This window comes from Rhodanobacter sp. Col0626 (assembly GCF_049994385.1).
GTDB lineage: Bacteria > Pseudomonadota > Gammaproteobacteria > Xanthomonadales > Rhodanobacteraceae > Rhodanobacter.
On sequence record NZ_CP188260.1, the window covers coordinates 728,528 to 746,434 of the forward strand.

At 64.8% G+C, this 17,907-nt stretch carries 21 protein-coding genes, 1 tRNA gene and 1 other RNA gene; 13 read left to right on the forward strand and 10 right to left on the reverse strand.

All coding sequences use genetic code 11. The features are described 5' to 3' along the window. Window positions 1-72: 72 nt before the first annotated feature. From ACPPVV_RS02955 to ACPPVV_RS02980, 6 genes are all read left to right on the forward strand, one after another. On the forward strand, window positions 73-1,662 hold the full coding sequence (locus ACPPVV_RS02955; RefSeq protein ID WP_426701993.1) for a tetratricopeptide repeat-containing sulfotransferase family protein: 1,590 nt from the start codon (window positions 73-75) through the stop codon (window positions 1,660-1,662). 114 nt (window positions 1,663-1,776) lie between these two features. Then, window positions 1,777-2,373: an anthranilate synthase component II gene (locus ACPPVV_RS02960; protein WP_426701994.1), complete on the forward strand. Its 597-nt coding sequence runs from the start codon at window positions 1,777-1,779 to the stop codon at window positions 2,371-2,373. Continuing rightward, window positions 2,370-3,461 carry an anthranilate phosphoribosyltransferase gene (gene trpD / locus ACPPVV_RS02965; protein WP_426701995.1) on the forward strand — a complete coding sequence of 364 codons (1,092 nt, stop codon included), beginning with the start codon at window positions 2,370-2,372 and terminating at the stop codon, window positions 3,459-3,461. The genes ACPPVV_RS02960 and trpD overlap by 4 nt, the downstream gene beginning before the upstream one ends. Before the next feature lie 59 nt (window positions 3,462-3,520). Continuing rightward, window positions 3,521-4,315, forward strand: coding sequence for an indole-3-glycerol phosphate synthase TrpC (gene trpC, locus ACPPVV_RS02970; protein ID WP_426701996.1), 795 nt, complete (start codon window positions 3,521-3,523; stop codon window positions 4,313-4,315). A 29-nt stretch (window positions 4,316-4,344) separates the two neighbouring features. Continuing rightward, the gene (locus tag ACPPVV_RS02975; protein ID WP_426703149.1) at window positions 4,345-5,016 is read left to right on the forward strand and encodes a haloacid dehalogenase-like hydrolase; all 672 of its coding nucleotides are present in this window, start codon (window positions 4,345-4,347) and stop codon (window positions 5,014-5,016) included. 76 nt (window positions 5,017-5,092) lie between these two features. Continuing rightward, on the forward strand, window positions 5,093-6,085 hold the full coding sequence (locus ACPPVV_RS02980; protein ID WP_426701997.1) for a bifunctional helix-turn-helix transcriptional regulator/GNAT family N-acetyltransferase: 993 nt from the start codon (window positions 5,093-5,095) through the stop codon (window positions 6,083-6,085). Here the strand turns inward: ACPPVV_RS02980 and crp are convergent. Then, window positions 6,082-6,777 (reverse strand): cAMP-activated global transcriptional regulator CRP, encoded by a 696-nt coding sequence (gene crp / locus ACPPVV_RS02985; RefSeq protein ID WP_426701998.1) that lies wholly within the window; start codon window positions 6,775-6,777, stop codon window positions 6,082-6,084. The genes ACPPVV_RS02980 and crp overlap by 4 nt on opposite strands. A gap of 291 nt (window positions 6,778-7,068) precedes the next feature. Between crp and speD the strand changes: the two genes are divergently transcribed. Beyond that, window positions 7,069-7,854, forward strand: a complete 786-nt coding sequence (speD, locus tag ACPPVV_RS02990) for an adenosylmethionine decarboxylase (RefSeq protein ID WP_426701999.1) — start codon at window positions 7,069-7,071, stop codon at window positions 7,852-7,854. A gap of 135 nt (window positions 7,855-7,989) precedes the next feature. Here speD and coq7 read toward each other — a convergent pair whose 3' ends face one another. Then, entirely contained in the window at window positions 7,990-8,631 is a 642-nt protein-coding gene (coq7, locus tag ACPPVV_RS02995) for a 2-polyprenyl-3-methyl-6-methoxy-1,4-benzoquinone monooxygenase (RefSeq protein WP_426702000.1), read from the reverse strand. A 14-nt stretch (window positions 8,632-8,645) separates the two neighbouring features. Further along, window positions 8,646-9,854: a (Fe-S)-binding protein gene (locus ACPPVV_RS03000; protein ID WP_426702001.1), complete on the reverse strand. Its 1,209-nt coding sequence runs from the start codon at window positions 9,852-9,854 to the stop codon at window positions 8,646-8,648. 138 nt (window positions 9,855-9,992) lie between these two features. On the opposite strand from ACPPVV_RS03000, the gene rplM reads away from it, so the two are divergent. The 4 genes from rplM to ACPPVV_RS03020 all read left to right on the forward strand — a co-directional run bounded on the left by rplM (window position 9,993) and on the right by ACPPVV_RS03020 (window position 13,014). Then, the gene (gene rplM / locus ACPPVV_RS03005) at window positions 9,993-10,421 is read left to right on the forward strand and encodes a 50S ribosomal protein L13 (protein ID WP_426702002.1); all 429 of its coding nucleotides are present in this window, start codon (window positions 9,993-9,995) and stop codon (window positions 10,419-10,421) included. A gap of 9 nt (window positions 10,422-10,430) precedes the next feature. Continuing rightward, window positions 10,431-10,823: a 30S ribosomal protein S9 gene (rpsI, locus tag ACPPVV_RS03010; protein WP_426702003.1), complete on the forward strand. Its 393-nt coding sequence runs from the start codon at window positions 10,431-10,433 to the stop codon at window positions 10,821-10,823. A gap of 12 nt (window positions 10,824-10,835) precedes the next feature. Next, window positions 10,836-10,909 (forward strand) — tRNA-Gln (locus ACPPVV_RS03015). Window positions 10,910-11,118: 209 nt separating this feature from the next. After that, window positions 11,119-13,014: a chloride channel protein gene (locus tag ACPPVV_RS03020; RefSeq protein ID WP_426702004.1), complete on the forward strand. Its 1,896-nt coding sequence runs from the start codon at window positions 11,119-11,121 to the stop codon at window positions 13,012-13,014. Window positions 13,015-13,083: 69 nt separating this feature from the next. Here the strand turns inward: ACPPVV_RS03020 and rpiA are convergent, their stop codons facing one another. From rpiA to ACPPVV_RS03050, 6 genes are all read right to left on the reverse strand, one after another. Then, complete coding sequence (gene rpiA / locus ACPPVV_RS03025) at window positions 13,084-13,725, reverse strand: ribose-5-phosphate isomerase RpiA (RefSeq protein ID WP_426702005.1); 642 nt, start codon at window positions 13,723-13,725, stop codon at window positions 13,084-13,086. A gap of 40 nt (window positions 13,726-13,765) precedes the next feature. After that, window positions 13,766-14,218 carry an EVE domain-containing protein gene (locus ACPPVV_RS03030; RefSeq protein WP_426702006.1) on the reverse strand — a complete coding sequence of 151 codons (453 nt, stop codon included), beginning with the start codon at window positions 14,216-14,218 and terminating at the stop codon, window positions 13,766-13,768. Beyond that, window positions 14,215-14,835 carry a 5-formyltetrahydrofolate cyclo-ligase gene (locus ACPPVV_RS03035; protein WP_426702007.1) on the reverse strand — a complete coding sequence of 207 codons (621 nt, stop codon included), beginning with the start codon at window positions 14,833-14,835 and terminating at the stop codon, window positions 14,215-14,217. Before ACPPVV_RS03035 ends, ACPPVV_RS03030 begins: the two co-directional genes overlap by 4 nt. Before the next feature lie 65 nt (window positions 14,836-14,900). Continuing rightward, window positions 14,901-15,087: non-coding RNA, 6S RNA (gene ssrS / locus ACPPVV_RS03040), on the reverse strand. A gap of 76 nt (window positions 15,088-15,163) precedes the next feature. Continuing rightward, on the reverse strand, window positions 15,164-15,472 hold the full coding sequence (locus tag ACPPVV_RS03045) for a cell division protein ZapA (RefSeq protein WP_426702008.1): 309 nt from the start codon (window positions 15,470-15,472) through the stop codon (window positions 15,164-15,166). An 8-nt stretch (window positions 15,473-15,480) separates the two neighbouring features. Next, the gene (locus ACPPVV_RS03050) at window positions 15,481-15,735 is read right to left on the reverse strand and encodes a TIGR02449 family protein (RefSeq protein WP_426703150.1); all 255 of its coding nucleotides are present in this window, start codon (window positions 15,733-15,735) and stop codon (window positions 15,481-15,483) included. A 112-nt stretch (window positions 15,736-15,847) separates the two neighbouring features. On the opposite strand from ACPPVV_RS03050, the gene ACPPVV_RS03055 reads away from it, so the two are divergent. Further along, complete coding sequence (locus ACPPVV_RS03055; protein ID WP_426702009.1) at window positions 15,848-16,411, forward strand: UPF0149 family protein; 564 nt, start codon at window positions 15,848-15,850, stop codon at window positions 16,409-16,411. Then, a complete protein-coding gene (locus ACPPVV_RS03060; RefSeq protein WP_426702010.1) occupies window positions 16,408-17,748 on the forward strand; it encodes an aminopeptidase P N-terminal domain-containing protein in 1,341 nt (446 codons plus the stop codon). The genes ACPPVV_RS03055 and ACPPVV_RS03060 overlap by 4 nt, the downstream gene beginning before the upstream one ends. Here the strand turns inward: ACPPVV_RS03060 and cydX are convergent. Next, window positions 17,745-17,885, reverse strand: a complete 141-nt coding sequence (gene cydX, locus ACPPVV_RS03065) for a cytochrome bd-I oxidase subunit CydX (protein ID WP_426702011.1) — start codon at window positions 17,883-17,885, stop codon at window positions 17,745-17,747. The genes ACPPVV_RS03060 and cydX overlap by 4 nt on opposite strands. Window positions 17,886-17,907 lie beyond the last annotated feature (22 nt).

Sequence of the window (17,907 nt, forward strand, 5' to 3'; positions counted from 1 at the left end):
GTCTGTTTTTTTGCGGTGGCTGCACGACTTGTGTAGCCTGCGGCGTTGAAACCCCACAAAGAGTTTCCATCGATGCAGGGTCCCGTTCGACAGCCACCTTCGTCGCAAGTCGCCGACACGCTGGCGCGCGCACGCCAGGCTTGGGCGCAGCGACAGTTCGATCTCGCCGAGCGACTGATCCTGCAGGTACTGGCGCTGGCGCCGAATGATGCGGATGCCATCCGCATGCTGGGTACAGCCGCCCAGCGCCGTGGCGATCACGCCAGGGCTGTCGATTGCTTTCAACGGGTGTTGGCGGTGTGGCCGGAGGATTCGGACTTGCGCGTCGGGTTCGGCATCGCGCTGCACGAACGCGGAGACATCGACGAAGCCCTCAAACAATTGCGACGGGCCTGCGAACTGGCGCCGGACTCCGGCTCGGCCTGGTTCAATCTCGGTGAGGCGCTGTGGCGACAGGTGCTGACGGAAGAGTCGATCGTCGCTTTGCGGCGCGCGCTCGATCTGGTTCCCAACTACATCCCGGCGATGCTTTCGCTGGCCCGCGCGCAGGCAAGCCTTGGCCGGATCGACGAAGCGGTGTCCGGATTCCGCAGCATGCTGAAGGTCGATCCCGGCAATGCCGAGGGATGGTTCGGGTTGTCCAACCTCAACACGGTGCGCTTCGGCGCGACCGACGAGGCGTCGTTGCGCAAGTCGCTGGCGCGCGAAAACATGCCGGACCGCGATCGCGAACTGCTCGGTTTCACCCTGGCAAAAGCGTTGGAAGACCAGCGTGACCATGCGCAGGCCTTCGAGGTGTTCCGGCTCGCCAACGCATCGCGGCGCAGGCGGGTGAGGTGGGACGCTGCTGGAGAGCACCGGCGTGTGGAGGCGATCGAGCGCATCTTCGCGAATGACCTGCCGCTGCCACTGGACCCCGAACTGGGCCGTGAAGTCATCTTCATCGTCAGCATCCCGCGTTCCGGATCGACCCTGGTCGAACAGATCCTGGCCTCGCATCCACAGGTCGAGGGCGCGAACGAGATCAAGGACATGTCGCAGGTGATCGATGCGGAAACGCATCGCCGCCACTCCGCATTTCCGTTGTGGGCGTCGGACGCCACGCCGCAGGACTGGCAGCGCCTGGGCAGCGAATATCTCGCGAAGACCGCCAGCTGGCGCAAGACCAAGCCACGCTTCACCGACAAGAGTCTGGTGACCTGGTATCTCGTCGGCGCGGCGCTGGCGATGATGCCCGCGGCGCGCGTGGTGATCGTGCGGCGCGATCCGCTGGAGACCTGCCTGGCGTGCTATCGACAATGCTTTACCGAGAAGGTCGGCTTCACCTGCGACCTCGACGAGATGGCCGATTACTGCATCGATTTTCTTCGCCTGACACGTTTCTGGCTGGAAAAGTACCCGGACCGCGTATTCGATCTGCCCTACGAGGCGCTGGTGGCCGAGCCGGAAGCCGTGACTCGTCGCCTGCTGGATTTCTGCGGCTTGCCGTTCGACACCGCGTGCCTCGAATTCCACAAGACCTCGCGCGCGGTGCTCAGCTCGCCCAGTGCCGCGCAAGTGCGGCAACCGCTGCGCAGCGACACGGCGCGCAGTGCCCTTTATGGTGACAAGCTGGACCACCTGCGCCAGCGCCTGCGAGACGCAGGTGTGCTGGCGGAGTGAGTGCTGTCGCCGCGGCAAATGGCATGTGGTTGGACCATCGGGCTCACGAGCAAGTGGAAGGCTATAATGCGGAACCCGCGGCGCATGCGCCGGCGTCATTTCGCAAGGCCCGCCATGCTCCTGATGATCGACAACTACGACAGTTTCACCTTCAACCTCGTGCAGTACCTCGGCGAGTTGGGGCAGGCAGTCCAGGTGGTGCGCAACGATGCGTTGGACATTGCCGGCATCCGCGCCTTGCGGCCCTCGCACATCATGATTTCGCCGGGGCCGGGTACGCCGGATGATTCGGGCGTGTCACTGGATGTGCTGCGTGAGCTGGCGGGCGAGATCCCGGTGTTCGGCGTGTGCCTTGGTCATCAGGCGATCGGCCAGGTATTCGGCGGCAAGGTGATCCGCGCCAAACAGATCATGCATGGCAAGACCTCGCCGGTACGCCATCGCGGGCAGGGCGTGTTTGCCGGCCTGCCGGATCCGTTCGAGGCGACGCGTTACCACTCGCTGGTGGTGGAGCAGTCGTCCCTGCCCGATTGTCTGGAAGTCACCGCATGGACGGAAAACGCAGACGGCTCGATCGACGAAATCATGGGCCTGCGCCACAAGACGCTGGCGGTCGAAGGCGTGCAATTTCATCCCGAATCGATCCTGACCCAGCACGGCCATGACCTGCTGCGCAATTTCCTGGGACAACCGCTCAGGGCGGCGGCATGAACGGTGTCGCGCGCGAGAGCACCATCACGCCGCAGGAGGCGTTGCAGCGAACGATCGAGCACCGGGAGATTTTCCACGACGAGATGATCGCGCTGATGCGCCAGATCATGCGTGGCGAGGTGAGTCCCCTGATGACCGCGGCGATCATGACCGGCCTGCGCGTGAAAAAGGAAACCGTGGGTGAGATCACCGGTGCGGCGCGGGTGATGCGCGAGCTGTCGACGAAAGTGCCGCTCGCCGGCGCAGGATCCGACGGTAGCGCCCCTGCTGCCGGCAATGAGCATCTCATCGACATCGTCGGCACCGGTGGCGACGGCGCCTCGAGCTTCAACATCTCCACCGCCTCGATGTTCGTGGCGGCGGCCGCTGGCGCGCGCGTAGCCAAGCATGGCGGGCGCAGCGTGTCGTCGAAATCGGGCAGCGCGGATGTGCTGGAGGCGCTTGGCGCGGCGATCGACCTGAGTCCGGCGCAAGTGGCTGCATGCATGGCCGAGACCGGTATCGGCTTCATGTTCGCGCCGAACCATCATCCGGCGATGAAGGTGGTGGCGCCGGTGCGCAAGGAAATGGGCGTGCGCACGCTGTTCAACATCCTGGGGCCGCTGACCAATCCGGCCGGCGCGCCGAACATCCTGATGGGCGTGTTCCATCCCGACCTGGTCGGCATCCAGGTACGCGTGCTGCAGCAGCTCGGCGCACGACACGCGCTGGTGGTGTGGGGCCGTGATGGCATGGACGAGATCTCGCTGGGCGCGGCCACCCTGGTCGGCGAACTGCGCGATGGCGTGGTGCGCGAGTATGAGGTGGAGCCGGAGGATTTTGGCCTGGCGATGGCCTCCAGCCGAAATCTCCGGGTGGAAAACGCCGACGAGTCGAAGGCGATGATGCTGGAAGCACTGCAGGGGCGCGCAGGCGTACCGCACGAGATCGTCTGCCTGAACGCCGGTGCGGCGTTATATGCCGCGGACGTCACGGGCTCGATCGGCGACGGTATCGAACTGGCCCGCACCACGATTGCCAGCGGCGCCGCCCATGCGAAAATGCAGGCCTTCGTGGCCGCCAGTCGGCGCCTCGCGGGCCAACCGTAAGTAACACACGCGTCCCCATCGCGCACTAGGATGCGCCATACCCCAATGAGCGAGATGCCATGACTGACATCCTCAATCGCATTCTTGCCCGCAAGGCGGAAGAGATTGCCGAACGCCAGGCCCGGCTGCCGGAAGCCGAGTTGATTGCGCGCATCGCGGAATTGCCGGGCACCCGCGGGTTTGCCGCTGCCATCGAAGCGAAGATCGAGGCCGGCCTGCCGGCGGTGATCGCCGAGATAAAGAAGGCCAGTCCCAGCAAGGGCGTGATACGCAAGGACTTCGATCCTGCCGTGATCGCCAAGAGTTACGAAGCTGCCGGTGCCGCCTGCCTGTCGGTATTGACCGACAGCGATTTTTTCCAGGGCAGCGAAGCCTTCCTGCAGCAGGCGCGCGCGGCGTGTTCGCTGCCGGTGCTGCGCAAGGACTTCATCATCGATCCGTACCAGGTGCACGAGGCGCGGGCGATCGGTGCCGACTGCATCCTGCTGATCGTCGCGGCGCTGGACGACGATGTGTTGCTGCAGTTGTCGCTGCAGGCTGCCGAGCTCGATCTGGACGTGCTGTGCGAAGTGCATGACGAGGAAGAACTGGAGCGCGCGCTGGCATTGCCGGTGCCGCTGATCGGCGTCAACAACCGCAACCTGCGCAGCTTCGAGACTTCGCTGGAAACCTCGCTGGCGCTGCAGGAACTGATCGAATACGACCGCGTGCTGGTGGCCGAGTCCGGCATCCACACGCCGGAAGACGTGGTGCGCCTGCGTGAAGGCGGCATTCAGGCGTTCCTGGTCGGCGAGGCATTCATGCGTGCCGAAGATCCCGGCAGCGAGCTGCGTCGATTGTTCCTCACGCCGTGACGGTCATGCTGGAGGGGGACGCCGAGCCGATGGCTGCGGGTGGCGAAGCTCTCGAGCCCCCCGTGGTGCTGTTTGATTTCGACGGCGTGCTGATCCACGGCGATGCGTTCTACCTGTTCATGCGCGGGCGCTATCGGCGCTCGCCCTGGCGTGTGCTGCTGGCCTTGCTGTGCACGCCGCTCCTTCTGCTGCAGCTGCCGTTTTCGCGCCGGTTGCCGGTGCGCACGCTGGTGCATGTCGCACTGCTCGGCCTGGGCGAAAAGCGCTACCAGCAGGTCGCCGCGGAATTTGCGGCGCAGCTTGCGCGTCGCTCACGCCTGTTCTGCCGCGATGGACTCCAGGCCCTGCGCCGGCATCAGGTGGCCGGTGATCGTGTGCTGGTGGTGACGGGCTGCGAGCACGCCCTGGTCAGCGGCATCCTGCGCGAACTGGGTCTGACCGGTATCGAGGTGCTTGCGTCGCAGTTGCGCGCCGGCTGGTCCGGCATGCGTGTGCTGCGACACAACGTCGGTCGGCGCAAGGTCGAATTGCTGGCGCAGCACGGGCTCAAGGCCTGGCGCACCGCGTATTCGGACTCCGTGCACGACGTGCCGATGTTGCGGCCCGCCACCGAGGTGGTAGTCGTCAACGGCACGCCGGCGCTATGCAAGAAGGTCGAAAAGGCGCTGGGTCGGGCGGTGACCCGCGCCGAATGGTTTTGAACGTGTCCTGCCCTTGCAGGGCGGCCGGAAAATTATTATGTTAGCACTTACATAATTTTCGATCCGACGGGTCCGCATGTATCTCTCTTCTTTGACCGAACTGGCGCTTGGTAGTCGCCTGAAAGCGCTTAGCGACCAGTTCTACGCGGCTGCCGACGAGGTGTATCGCCGCACCGGCGCGGGAATCGAATCGCGCTGGTTTCCGGTGATGCGATTCCTGTGGGAGCAGGGGCCGGCCACGATGACCGAAGTGGCGGCTGCCATCGGTCAGACCCATTCCGCGGTGAGCCAGCTGGCCGACAAGCTGGTTGAAGCGGGCCTGGCCAGGCGCCGCAAGGATTCGACCGATGGACGGCGCAGCCTGTTGGTGCTGACCGGCAAGGGCGCCGAGTCGCTGGCACACCTGGGCACGACCTGGGCGGCGATTCGCCAGGGCGTGCAGGACTCACTGGGGCCGGAGAGCGCACGCCTGCTCGATGCCATCGAAGCGTGCGAACGCGCACTGGAGGCGCGGCCGATCGTCACGAGCATCCTTGACCGCCATGCGGCGCTGGCGGCGTCGAAGATCCGCATCGTGCCGTTCCGGCCGGAGCTGCGCGAGCATTTCCACACCCTCAATGCGGTGTGGCTCAAAAAGCATTTCGTGATCGAGGCGATCGACGAAAAGGTGCTTCGCCATCCCGAAGAACAGGTGCTCGAGCCGGGCGGGGCGATCTTCTTCGCCTTGCTGGGTGAGCTGGTCATCGGCACCTGTGCCTTGCTGCACGAGGCCCCCGGTGTGTACGAGTTGTCCAAGATGGGTGTGGACGAATCGTTCCGCGGGCTGGGTGCCGGCAGGCAGCTGCTGGACGCGGCAATCGCCGAATTCCATCGACGCGAAGGGACGATGCTGTTCCTGGAATCGAGCAGCAAGCTCAAGCCGGCGCTGCACATGTACGAGCGCGCCGGCTTCGTGCTGCAGCCGACGATCCGCGCGGGCTCGCATTACGCGCGCGCGGATGTCTACATGATCCATGCGACGAAGGGCGCGCCGGCGGCAAGGCCGCGCAAGCGCACCCAGGATGCCTAGCGGGTGCCGCGCACCACTATCGTCTTGCCGGAGACGTCGATCATGCGCTGTTCTTCCAGCTGCTTGAGCACGCGACCGACCATTTCACGCGAACAGCCGACGATGCGGCTCACTTCCTGGCGCGAGATGCGGATCTGCGTGCCTTCCGGATGGGTCATCGAGTCCGGTTCCTGACACAGATCGAGCAGGGTGCGCGAGATGCGGCTGGTGACGTCCATGAAGGCCATCCGGCTGACCTGGCGCGAGGTGCGCAGCAACCGGTTGGTGAGCTGGGCGCCGATCGCAAACAGGATCTTCGGGCATTCCTCGCGCAGCGGGCCTTCCATCAGCTGGAACAGGCGCTCGTAGCTGATTTCGGCCATTTCACACGGGGTACGCGTACGCACCATCGATTCGCGTTGGGCCTGTTCCACGAACAGGCCCATTTCGCCGATGAACTGGCCGCGGCTGATGTAGGCGAGGATCAACTCGCGCCCCTGCTCGTCCTCGGTGCACACCGCGAGCGAGCCATCGATCACGTAATACAACGTGTTGGCCGGATCGCCGGGACGAATGATCGCGGTCTTGCCCGGATAGCGGCGGCGATGACACAGCCCCAGGAAGCGCTCCATGGCGGCTGGGTCAGGTGCGAAGCCGAGCGGAGCTTGCGAGCGTTCGAAAGCCTGTTGAAGCTGGTACTTGAGTTGCGCCACGATGACCCCCGACAGATGGTGGGTTGCGGTGGCGATCGCCGCGAACGCGGCATGCCATTACGCAACCCCCTTGTAAGCCCGGCATTATGGCAAACATAAGCGCCTTGCCGCAGGTTCAATTTCTCTTCTTTTTGCCGCATACTTCGCGGTCTTGCGGATGCGATGAGGTTATCGCATCCCTTTCACAAGGGTCGTGCAGGCTATATGCCTGCGCTCCACACCATTCCGCGGGGACCCTTGTCGCTAACCCGCCTCTACTGCTGGCCGAAACCCGGTCATGGAGAGCCGCCTGTGGTCAAGCCACTTCCCCGTCTGCGTCTGCAGGGTTTCAACAACCTCACCAAGGCGTTGAGCTTCAACATCTACGACATCTGCTATGCCGTGTCCGAGGATCAGCGTCGGCGCTACATCGAATACATCGATGAGCAGTACGACGCCGACCGGCTGACCCAGATCCTGACGGACGTGGCCGAGATCATCGGCGCGAACATCCTCAACATCGCGCGCCAGGACTACGATCCGCAGGGCGCCTCGGTGACCATGCTGATCTCCGAGGAGCCGGTGGTCGAGAAGCTCGGCCGCGACACCATTTCCGGTGCGGTGGTGGCGCACATGGACAAGAGCCACATCACCGTCCACACCTACCCGGAAACGCATCCGCACAACGGCATCGCCACCTTCCGCGCCGACATCGACGTGGCCACCTGCGGCGTGATCTCGCCGCTGAAGGCGTTGAATTACCTGATCGACAGCTTCGAGTCGGACATTGTGGTGTGCGACTACCGCGTGCGCGGCTTCACTCGCGACGTGCGTGGCAAGAAGCACTTCATCGACCACAAGATCAACTCGGTGCAGGACTACCTGGCCAAGCACATCCGCCAGAAGTACGAGATGTTCGACGTGAACGTGTATCAGGAAAACATGTTCCACACGAAGATGCACATCAAGGACTTCGACCTCGATACCTATCTGTTCGAGTCGCACGCCGACGACCTCTCGTTCAAGGAGCGCCAGCGCATCGAATCGCTGGTCAGCCGCGAGATCGAGGAGCTGTTCCACGGCCGCAACCTGATGTGACGAAAAACCCGCCGAAAGGCGGGTTTTTTTTATGGGGCCATTCCTTGTGGACCGCCACCCTGTAGGAGCGACTTCAGTCGCGATGCCCCTTCTTTTTGAGGCTGACAAACAAGAGCATCGCGACTGAAGTCGCTCCTACAGACGGTAGGCCACGGTCTTCATCACCATCGAACTGATGTGCATCAGTTGCGGCAGCGGAAACGACAGTTCGATGCCGCCGCGTTGCCGGGCGGCTTCGGCGTGGCGGATCTCGTCGGCCTGCATCGTGTTCAACACGGCGCGTGAGCGTTCGTCCTGCGTGGGCAGTTTTTCCAGATGTTCGGCCAGGTGTGCTTCCACCTGACGCTCCGTCTCGACCACGAAACCCAGGCTGACCGGGTCGCCGGCCAGCGCAGCGGCCGCGCCGATGGCGTAGCTGCCGGCGTACCACAGCGGATTGAGCAGGCTGGGGCGGCTGTCCAGTTGCTGCAGGCGCTGGGCGCACCAGGCCAGGTGATCGGTTTCCTCGGCGGCTGCCTGCAACAGGTGCTGGCGGTTGTCGACGTCGCGCGCCAGCGCAGCCTGGCCGAAATAGAGCGCCTGCGCGCACACCTCGCCGGTGTGGTTGATGCGCATCAGGCCGGCGGCGTGGCGGCGTTCGGCGTCATCCATCTCGGCCTCGGCGATGTTGGCGGCGGGTGAGAGGCGGGATGCCTGCGGCGAGCCCGCGATCGCTTCCAGCGCGCGTTCGCAACGGGCCAGCAGGCGATCGAATGGGCTCAGCGTGCGCACGTTCATTTAGCTTTCCTGTTTCAGTGGGCAGGTATCAGTTGTTCGGCGAGCAGGGTCAACGGGTGCCGTGTCGGCCAGGTTCGTCCGTGCCGGTCGCTGCCGGCAGCCAGATGCAATCGGCATCCGATATTGGACGACAACAGCTCCCGCGGTTCCAGTGCGGCGACGTGTTGCAGCGTGGCGTCGCGCAGTTGCGCAGCGCGTGCGGGAAATTCCAGCAGGTGGCTGCCCGCCGCCCCGCAGCAGTGCGGCGGTCGCGGCAATGGCGTCACCTCGAGCATGGGCACCCGACGCAACAACTGCAACACGTCCGCATCGGTACGCGCCACGTTGATCTGCGTGCAGGGCAGGTGCAGTGCCACCCGCTGCGCCAGCGGACGGAAGCACAACGATTCGGCGTAGGTGGCCAGCAACTGCACCGGATCGAGCACATCCACGCCGGGCAGGGCGCGACGCAGGGTGCCGAGACAACCGGGGGTCACCGAAAGCAGTTCCGTCGCACCGCTGGCCGTCCAGGCCCGACGCACGTTCTCGGCGGCCTGTTCCGCCGGCGCTGTCGCGCCGCCGTGCAGGTCCATGGCACCACAGCAGAACGCAGGCAGCACGCTGACCTGGAAGCCGACTGCCTGCAGCAAGGTGATCGCGGCCTGCTGTGCCTCGGCATCGTCGACGCTGGCCACGCAACCGGGAAACAGTGCCAGGCGCGGCCGGTTGCCGCCTGGCCGGGAGCTTTGGAAGTGCGCGGTCGGCGTCGTGGCCGGCAGGCTGCGCAGGGCGGCACGCCATGGCGAAAGAGCGGGCAATCGTCGTGCCAGCCAGTCTTTCCAGCGTGGCAGCGCCACCCGGTCGCCCAGCCGTCGCAGCGTGCGCAGCCACGCCGGGCGGCTGAGCAGCGCCAGCAACAACCGGGGTCGTCGCGCCGACGGACCGAGCATGGCGCGGGTCTCGACCAGCAATTGTGAGTACTGTACGTGGGCCGGGCAGACCTTCTCGCAATTCAGGCAGCCCAGGCAGTGATCCAGATGGTCGCGCAGTTCCGCGGTGGGGTCGGCCAGGCCGCGTGCCAGCGCAGAGGCGATGGCGATGCGCCCGCGCGGGGATTCCGCCTCGTTCCGGTCCAGCGCGTAGGTGGGGCAGACTGGCAGGCACAGCCCGCATTGCACGCATTGGTCGGCCAGCTCGGCAATGCGGCCTGCCGGCGCGCGCATGGGGGACTTTTCAAGCGGCATGGTCGTCATGCTATCATTGCCAGCTCACAGCCCGCCGGTCGGTGGGCTTGCGCCAGGGATGACAGCTCCGCTATCATCTCGCGCCTTTGATCCACCGATTATGCGTACCGCCTCACGGCGGCAGACAGGTATTCTGAAATGAAAACGTTTAGCGCCAATGCAGACAACGTCAAGCGCGACTGGTTCGTGGTCGATGCCACGAACAAGACGCTCGGTCGCCTGTCGACTGAAATCGCCCGTCGTCTGCGCGGCAAGCACAAGCCGGAATACACCCCGCATTGCGACACCGGCGATTATATCGTGGTGATCAACGCGCAGAAGGTGCATGTCACCGGTGCCAAGCTGAACGACAAGAAGTACCACCGCTTCACCGGTTACATCGGCAACCTGAAGACCACCAGTCTGAAGGACCTGCTGGCGACCTACCCGGAGCGCGTGATCGAAATCGCCGTCAAGGGCATGCTGCCGAAGAATCCGCTGGGCCGCGAGATGTATCGCAAGCTCAAGGTCTACGGTGGTGCCGAGCATCCGCATACCGCACAGCAGCCGCAGGCGCTGGAACTCTAAGGAATCATGATGGCTATCCAGCAGAATTACGGCACCGGCCGCCGCAAGACCTCCGCCGCTCGCGTGTTCCTGCGCAAAGGCAATGGCGCGATCGAAGTCAACGGCAAGACGCTCGAGGCGTTTTTCGGTCGCGAGACCTCGTGCATGATCGTGCGCCAGCCGCTTGAGCTGACCGAGAGCACCGGCAAGTTCGACATCAAGGTGACGGTCGCCGGTGGCGGCATCACCGGTCAGGCCGGCGCGATCCGCCTGGGCATCGCCCGCGCGCTGATCGAGTACGACGAGACGTTGAAGTCGCCGCTGCGCAAGGCTGGTTTCGTGACCCGCGATGCCCGTGAGGTCGAGCGCAAGAAGGTCGGCCTGCACAAGGCACGTCGCGCTACCCAGTTCTCCAAGCGCTAATCCAAGCTTCATAGCCCCGTAGCCAAGCGGTAAGGCACCTGACTCTGACTCAGGCATCGGTGGTTCGAATCCATCCGGGGCTGCCACATCCCGATCCCGATATCCCGCGATGCGGGATGATGCGATCCCAAAAAGCCCGCCTTTCGGCGGGCTTTTTCGTTTTTGGTGGACCGGCTGCGCGTTTGCCAGGGTCCGCGTGTAACCAGAATATGCATGCAACGACGCCGCACACTTGGCCTTCGGTTCTGCACTGCACAAGAGTAAAATTTCCGCCTTTGGCCCCGAGGGTGGATTCATGACTGCGAGCGAAAACGATCCGGGCCGCCCGGCCGTGCGAACCGAGGGCAGTACCGACGCGTTGCCGCTGGCACCGACGATGGGTCTGAGCCTGGATTCGGCACGCATGCCGCGCCGGTCGACGCTGGTGGATCGACGGGTACTGCGGATCACCGCAGTGTCGATTGTGCTGGGTGTACTGGCCGCGTTGATCGCCAGGTTGTTGACCGCGTTGATCGGCGTGGTGACGAACCTGGCGTTCTATGGTCGCTGGTCGACCGCGTTTTCCTCGCCGGCGGACGCCGTGCCACATCTTGGCTGGTGGGTGGTGCTGATCCCGGTCGCCGGTGGCCTCATCGTGGGCGTGATGGCTCGTTGGGGCTCGCGCGCGATCCGCGGCCACGGCATTCCCGAGGCGATGGAGCAGGTGCTCCTGAACGAGTCGAAGATCCCGCCGCGGATCACCTTCCTGAAGCCGATTTCCTCGGCGATCGCGATCGGCACCGGCGGCCCGTTTGGTGCCGAGGGCCCGATCATCGCCACCGGCGGCGCGCTGGGATCGTTCATCGGCCAGGTGCTCAAGGTCACCGGCAGCGAGCGCAAGGTGCTGCTGGCGGCAGGTGCGGCGGCCGGTATGGCAGCGGTTTTCTCGGCGCCGATCGCGGCGGTGGTGCTGGCGGTGGAACTGCTGTTGTTCGAATTGCGGCCGCGCTCGCTGATTCCGGTGGCGCTGGCCTGCGTCGCCGCCACCGGCGTGCGCTACATGCTGCAGGGCTCCACGCCGGTATTCCAGATGCCGGTGCTGGCCTCGCCCGGCGGCATGGCGTTGTTCCTGTACGTGATGATCGGTGCGTTGATCGGCGTGGTCAGCGTATGGACCACGCGGCTCGTCTACGGCATCGAGGACTGGTTCGAGAAGCTGCCGATCCATTGGATGTGGTGGCCGGCGATCGGCGGCGTAGTGGTCGGCGTGGTCGGTTACTTCGCACCGCTGACGCTCGGCGTGGGTTACACCAACATCGAGAACATCCTCAACGGCAAGTTGACCCTCGCCGCGCTGGCATTCCTGTGCGTGATGAAGTTCCTGTCGTGGTCGATCGCGCTCGGTAGCGGCACCTCTGGCGGCACGCTGGCGCCGTTGTTCACCATCGGCGGTGCGCTGGGTGCGCTCGTCGGCATCGGCATCGCCACGGTCGCGCCGCAGTTCGGGGTGGATCCGCGCATCGCGGCCTTGGTCGGGATGGCGGCGATCTTCGCCGGCGCCTCGCGTGCGTTGCTCACCGCGGTGGTATTCGCCTTCGAAACCACCGGCCAGCCAGCCGGTCTGCTGCCGTTGCTGGGTGGTTGCACCGCGGCCTATCTGATTTCGGCGCTGATGATGCGCAACACCATCATGACCGAGAAGATCGTGCGCCGCGGCGTGCGCGTGCCGTCCGAATACGTGGCCGACTATCTCGACCAGGTTGGCGTGGGCGAAGCCTGTGTGCGTGACGTGATCACCTTGAACAGCACGCAGGCGCTGGCCGAAGTACGCCGCTGGCTCACCGAAGAATTGCCGGAAACGCAGCACCAGGGTTATCCCGTGGTGGACGAGCACGGTCGTGTACGCGGTGTGCTGACCCGTCGCACTCTGCTGGATCCGCAATGGCACTACACCCTGACCCTGGGCGACCTGCTGACGCGGCCGCCGATCGCGGTCAACGAAAACCATTCGCTGCGCGAAGCGGCCGATCACATGGTCGCCGAGAGCGTGGGCCGGCTGGTGGTGGTGAGCAAGGATGATCCGCACAAGCTGATCGGCATCATCACCCGCGGCGACATCCTGGCGGCGCACGGACGACGCCTGCGCGAGGCGCGCCATTCGGCCCGGCACCTGCGCTTCCGCGATGGGCTGAAGCCACGGCCGGCGCAATAGGCAGGTTGCCATCTGAAACAAAAAACGGCCCGCTTGGGCCGTTTTTCATGAACGCAGTGGCGTAGCGAATCACATCTCCCGGTCGCCGATCACCACCACATCCGCCGGCCGCCGCGCAAACAGGCCAACGGTGACGATGCCGGGTAGCTGGTTGAGTTCGCTTTCCAGCGCGGCCGGATCGGCGATCTGCCAGCCATGGACGTCGATGATCCAGTTGCCGTTGTCGGTGACCACGCCGTCACGCCACACTGGCTGGCCGCCGCGCTTGACGATCTCGCGGCCGATCAGGCTGCGCGCCATCGGGATCACCTCGATCGGCACCGGAAACTTGCCGAGCAGGTCGACCCGCTTGCTGGAGTCGATGATGCAGACGAACTTCTCGCTCGCTGCCGCCACGATCTTCTCGCGCGTCAGCGCGGCGCCACCGCCCTTGATCAGCCGCTTGTAAGGATCGCACTCGTCGGCGCCGTCGACATAGATCGTCAGCGGGCCGGCGGCGTTGAGGTCGAGCACCGGGATGCCAAGCTTCTTCAACTGCGCAGTGGATTGTTCCGAACTGGAGACGGCGCCCTGGATGCGATCTTTCAGATCGGCCAGCGCATCGATGAAGAAGGCGACGGTGGAACCGGTGCCGACGCCGACGATGGCGCCGTCCTCGACGTAGCGGATCGCGGCCTCACCGGCCTGGCGTTTTTCGTTGACGTTGCTCATGGGGCTGTCCAGTGGGTCGGTAAATAGCGACGGGGCGCGATCATTCGAGCGTGAGTATGTAGCGCCAGTCGCCGGCGGCCACCGGCATCACCGACAAGCGGTTGCCCTTGCGCAGCAGCGCCATGTCTTCCAGCGCCTCGTGGCCCTTCAGCTCGTCCAGCGTGATCGTGCGCTTGAGCTTCTTCACGAACTTCACGTCAACCAGCATCCAGCGCGGCTCCTCGCGCGAACTCTTCGGGTCGAAATACTTGCTCTTGCTATCGAACTGGCTCGGATCCGGGTACGCGTCGCCCGCCACTTCGGCGATACCGACAATGCCTGGTTCGGCGCAGTTGGAATGATAGAAAAACACCTTGTCGCCGGGACGCATGCCGTCGCGCATGAAGTTGCGTGCCTGATAGTTGCGCACGCCGTCCCACGCCTCGATGCGCTTGCGCTTGAGATCGTCGATGGAGAACGCCTCGGGTTCGGATTTCATCAGCCAGTGTTTCATGCGCCTGTCTCGTGGTGAGGATCGGACGTGGTGCAGTCGATCAGTTCGCGCTCGGTGGCGACGAAATCGAGCGGGACATCCCACGTCTCTTCGTCGATCTGCGGCAACTCCTGAAACGAATAGGCAATACCGATCAGCAGCGGCTCGGTCGGGCGCACCTGGTCGTTGAGGAAGGCGAAGCTGCGGTCGTAATAGCCGCCGCCGTGGCCAAGCCGGTTGCCGCGACGATCGAACCCGAGCAATGGCACGAACACCAGGTCCAGTTGGAACGGTTCCAGCAGTTCCCCGGGTTCGACCGGCTCGGGGATGCCGTAGCGGTTCGGCTGCACATCGTCGCCCGATTGCCAGGGCGCGAAACGCAGCTGCCGGCCCGGGCCGATCACCGGCAACAGGAACTGCTGGCCACGGATGGCCAGCGGCGGGATCACCAGATTCAAAGGCAACTCGCCATGACTGGCCCAATAGCCGGCCACGCGAGCGTCGGTGAGGTATTCGGGCAGCTGTTCCAGGCTGCGGCGCAGGCCCTGTGCAGCGGCCATGCGTTCGGGCGGGGAGAGCGCACGGCGACGTTCGGCCAGGCTCTGGCGCAGCTCGCGGCGTTGGGCGGTGGCGTCCACGTTTCGCGTAGCTCCGTCGTAATTCGCCCCGTTCGTCGCGGGACGAACGGGGCGGGAATGAGGTGGCGTAAACCGCGATGCCGCTGCACACCAAACGACCTTGATCCAAGATGGATCAGGTGGGAGGGCTACATGGCCTCAAGGCTTTCCGCACGTGGCGGACATGCACAACAGCCGATGTGAAGCCGACCCGGGGCCGTATGTAGGAACAAGGCAAATGTAAGAGTGTGCTGGCGAACATCGCAGAAAACGCCGGCTCTGATTTTAGGCGTTTGCCCTGCAATGCGCTACTGCCGGCGGACGATCCGGTTCATGCAGCGATTCCGGCTCAGCGTTTGACCGGCTCGCTGTCGAAAGCGGCATCAAGCTTGCTTCGCAACGCGGCAAGGCCGTCACTGAGACGCTGCTCCTGGCTGTCATGCTGTTTGCGCAGGCTGAGGAATTCGTGCGTCACGCTGATGGCGGTGAGCACCGCCAGCCGCTCGAAACTCGGCGCCTTGGCGTTCGCGCGCAGTTCGCGCATCTTGCGATCGAGGAAACCGGCGGCCTCGAGCAGCCCGTCGCGCTCTTCCGGCGCGCAGGCGATCAGGAATTCTCGGTCGATCAGTCGCAGCGCGACAGGTTCACTGCTGGACATGGTTTCTATCAGCCGTTGCTTTCTAGCGATTTGAGCCGCTGGATCATTGCCTCGACGCGGCTGCGGGCCTGTTCGTTGCGCGCCAGCAAGCCAGCGCGCTCGCCGGACAACTGTTCCTGGCTCTGGCGCAGACTGCGGTTTTCCTCGTTGAGCCGACGTACGGTATCGAGCAGGCGATCAAGCTGCCGGCCCAATGCGGCCAACTCTTGATGGACCGGATCGGATGTGGCGTGATCGGACGAAACGGGGTCGGGCGTGCTCATGCTCGAAACTATAACAGGACACCAGCGGAAATCAGCCCGACCGGCAGCCATGCGGATGGCGGGCCCGCCTACTGCATTAAACTGACCGGCATTCCCTTGAAGGAGCATCGCCATGACGGCTACCGGGCTTGTGGGCCACGACGATATCGACGCGCTGATCATGCGCCTGCGCCTGGGCACCGAAGCCAGCGAACTGCACGGCTCGCTGTGCGGTTACCTGGCTGGCGGCGGCTCGTTGCGCGGCACATCCGTGCTGGCGGCGTTACAGCTCGACGGCGAGGCGACCGATCCATCGCCGGAGGATCTGGCTCTGCTGCAGCGCCTGGCCAGACAGTGCGCGTCCGAACTGGCGGACCCGGAACTCGGCTTCCAACCGCTGTTGCCGGAAGATGACCGCCCGCTGGCCGAGCGCGCCGAGGCCATGGTCGACTGGTGCCGCGGCTTCCTCGGTGGCTTCGGGCTTGCCGGCACCTCGGCGCATGCGAACCTGTCGGACGAGGCGCAGGAAATCCTGCGCGACCTTGGTACGGTCGCGGCTTCGTCTTTCGATTTCGGCGATGAGACCGAGGACGAGGACGCGCTGATCGAAGTGCAGGAGTTCGTAAGGGTCGCTGCGTTGCTGCTGCACACCGAGTGCACTGCAGCGGATCCATCAGCCAGCGACACCCTGCATTGATTCCCGCGGTGCCGAAGCTGGCCGCGCTGGCGATTGCCACGGAAGAATTCGCGCGCCGTCGCCACCAACTGATGCAGATGGCCGGCGAAGACGCCGTACTGCTGGTCGCCGCCGCACCCGAACGCATGCGCAATGCCGATGCGGCGTGGCCGTATCGGCAGGATTCGGACTTCCATTACCTGGCCGGCTTTCCCGAATCCGACGCGGTACTGGCGCTGCTGCCGGGACGCAAGCACGGCGAGGTGGTGCTGTTCTGCCGCGAACATGATCCGGCGCGCGAGCGCTGGCACGGTCCGTCGATCGGTACCGAGCGCGCGGTGGCCGACTACGGCATGGATGACGCGTTTCCGATCGAGGATATCGACGACATCCTGCCCGGCATGATCGAGGGCCGCGGCCGCGTGTATTGCCATTTCGGCCGCGAGCCCGAATTCGACGCGCAACTGCTCGGCTGGATGCGCCGACTGCGCCAGCTGCGGGGTGGCGGAGTGGTGCCGAAGGAATTCGTGGCCCTCGGCCACCTGCTGCACGACTTGCGACTGTACAAGTCGCGCGCGGAGTTGAAATTGATGCGCGCGTCCGCCGCGATTGCGGTGGATGCGCATCTGGCCGCGATGCAGATTGCCACGCCGGGGCGACTCGAGTACGAGGTCGAAGCGGAACTGTTGCGGGTGGTTCGCAGCCGCGGTGCGGTGCCGGCGTTTTCAGCCACCGTCGCCGGTGGCGCCAACGCGTGCGTGATGCACTACCAGAGCAATCGCGCAGCGTTGCGCGATGGCGATCTGCTGCTGATCGACGCCGGCGCCGAGCTGGACTGCTATGCGTCGGATATCAGCCGCACGTTTCCGCTGAACGGTCGCTACAGCCGCGAGCAGCGTGCATTGTATGAGGTAGTGCTGGCAGCGCAGCTGGCGGCGATCGATGAAGTGCGGCCGGGCCGGCCATTCAACGCCGCGCACCTCGCGGCTGTGCGTGTACTGGCCGAGGGCCTGTGCGAGCTCGGTCTGCTCAAGGGCAGTGCCGACAAGGCGATTGCCGAGGGCAGCTACCAGCGCTTCTTTCCGGCCAAGACCGGTCACTGGCTAGGACTGGACGTGCACGACGTCGGCGATTATCGCGTCGACGGCGAGTCGCGCCTGCTGGAACCGGACATGGTGTTGACCGTGGAGCCGGGCCTGTACGTGGCGCCGGACGACCGCTCCGTCGCCGAGCGCTGGCGCGGCATCGGCATCCGCATCGAGGACGACGTGGTGGTGACCCGCGACGGCAACGAAGTGCTTACCGCCGCGGTGCCAAAGGATGCCGAGGCGATCGAAGCGCTGTTGGCCGCGCGCTAGCTCAACTCGTCGGGCAGTTCCGCATCGTCGCGCTGTCGATTCGCCTCATCGGTAGCGTGCACTTCGTACCACATCGCATTGAGGATCGCGAAGGCGCAGGCCAGCCCAAGCCCGAGGATCCATGAGAAATACCACATGTCGATAAACCCTCTGGTCAGC

Coding starts and splice junctions, on each gene's coding strand:
- ACPPVV_RS02955 (WP_426701993.1), top strand. CDS start 73: ATGCAGGGTCCCGTTCGACAGCCACCTTCGTCGCAAGTCGCCGACACG.
- ACPPVV_RS02960 (WP_426701994.1), top strand. CDS start 1,777: ATGCTCCTGATGATCGACAACTACGACAGTTTCACCTTCAACCTCGTG.
- trpD (WP_426701995.1), top strand. CDS start 2,370: ATGAACGGTGTCGCGCGCGAGAGCACCATCACGCCGCAGGAGGCGTTG.
- trpC (WP_426701996.1), top strand. CDS start 3,521: ATGACTGACATCCTCAATCGCATTCTTGCCCGCAAGGCGGAAGAGATT.
- ACPPVV_RS02975 (WP_426703149.1), top strand. CDS start 4,345: ATGGCTGCGGGTGGCGAAGCTCTCGAGCCCCCCGTGGTGCTGTTTGAT.
- ACPPVV_RS02980 (WP_426701997.1), top strand. CDS start 5,093: ATGTATCTCTCTTCTTTGACCGAACTGGCGCTTGGTAGTCGCCTGAAA.
- coq7 (WP_426702000.1), bottom strand. CDS start 8,631: ATGAACGTGCGCACGCTGAGCCCATTCGATCGCCTGCTGGCCCGTTGC.
- ACPPVV_RS03000 (WP_426702001.1), bottom strand. CDS start 9,854: ATGCCGCTTGAAAAGTCCCCCATGCGCGCGCCGGCAGGCCGCATTGCC.
- rplM (WP_426702002.1), top strand. CDS start 9,993: ATGAAAACGTTTAGCGCCAATGCAGACAACGTCAAGCGCGACTGGTTC.
- rpsI (WP_426702003.1), top strand. CDS start 10,431: ATGGCTATCCAGCAGAATTACGGCACCGGCCGCCGCAAGACCTCCGCC.
- ACPPVV_RS03020 (WP_426702004.1), top strand. CDS start 11,119: ATGACTGCGAGCGAAAACGATCCGGGCCGCCCGGCCGTGCGAACCGAG.
- rpiA (WP_426702005.1), bottom strand. CDS start 13,725: ATGAGCAACGTCAACGAAAAACGCCAGGCCGGTGAGGCCGCGATCCGC.
- ACPPVV_RS03030 (WP_426702006.1), bottom strand. CDS start 14,218: ATGAAACACTGGCTGATGAAATCCGAACCCGAGGCGTTCTCCATCGAC.
- ACPPVV_RS03045 (WP_426702008.1), bottom strand. CDS start 15,472: ATGTCCAGCAGTGAACCTGTCGCGCTGCGACTGATCGACCGAGAATTC.
- ACPPVV_RS03050 (WP_426703150.1), bottom strand. CDS start 15,735: ATGAGCACGCCCGACCCCGTTTCGTCCGATCACGCCACATCCGATCCG.
- ACPPVV_RS03055 (WP_426702009.1), top strand. CDS start 15,848: ATGACGGCTACCGGGCTTGTGGGCCACGACGATATCGACGCGCTGATC.
- cydX (WP_426702011.1), bottom strand. CDS start 17,885: ATGTGGTATTTCTCATGGATCCTCGGGCTTGGGCTGGCCTGCGCCTTC.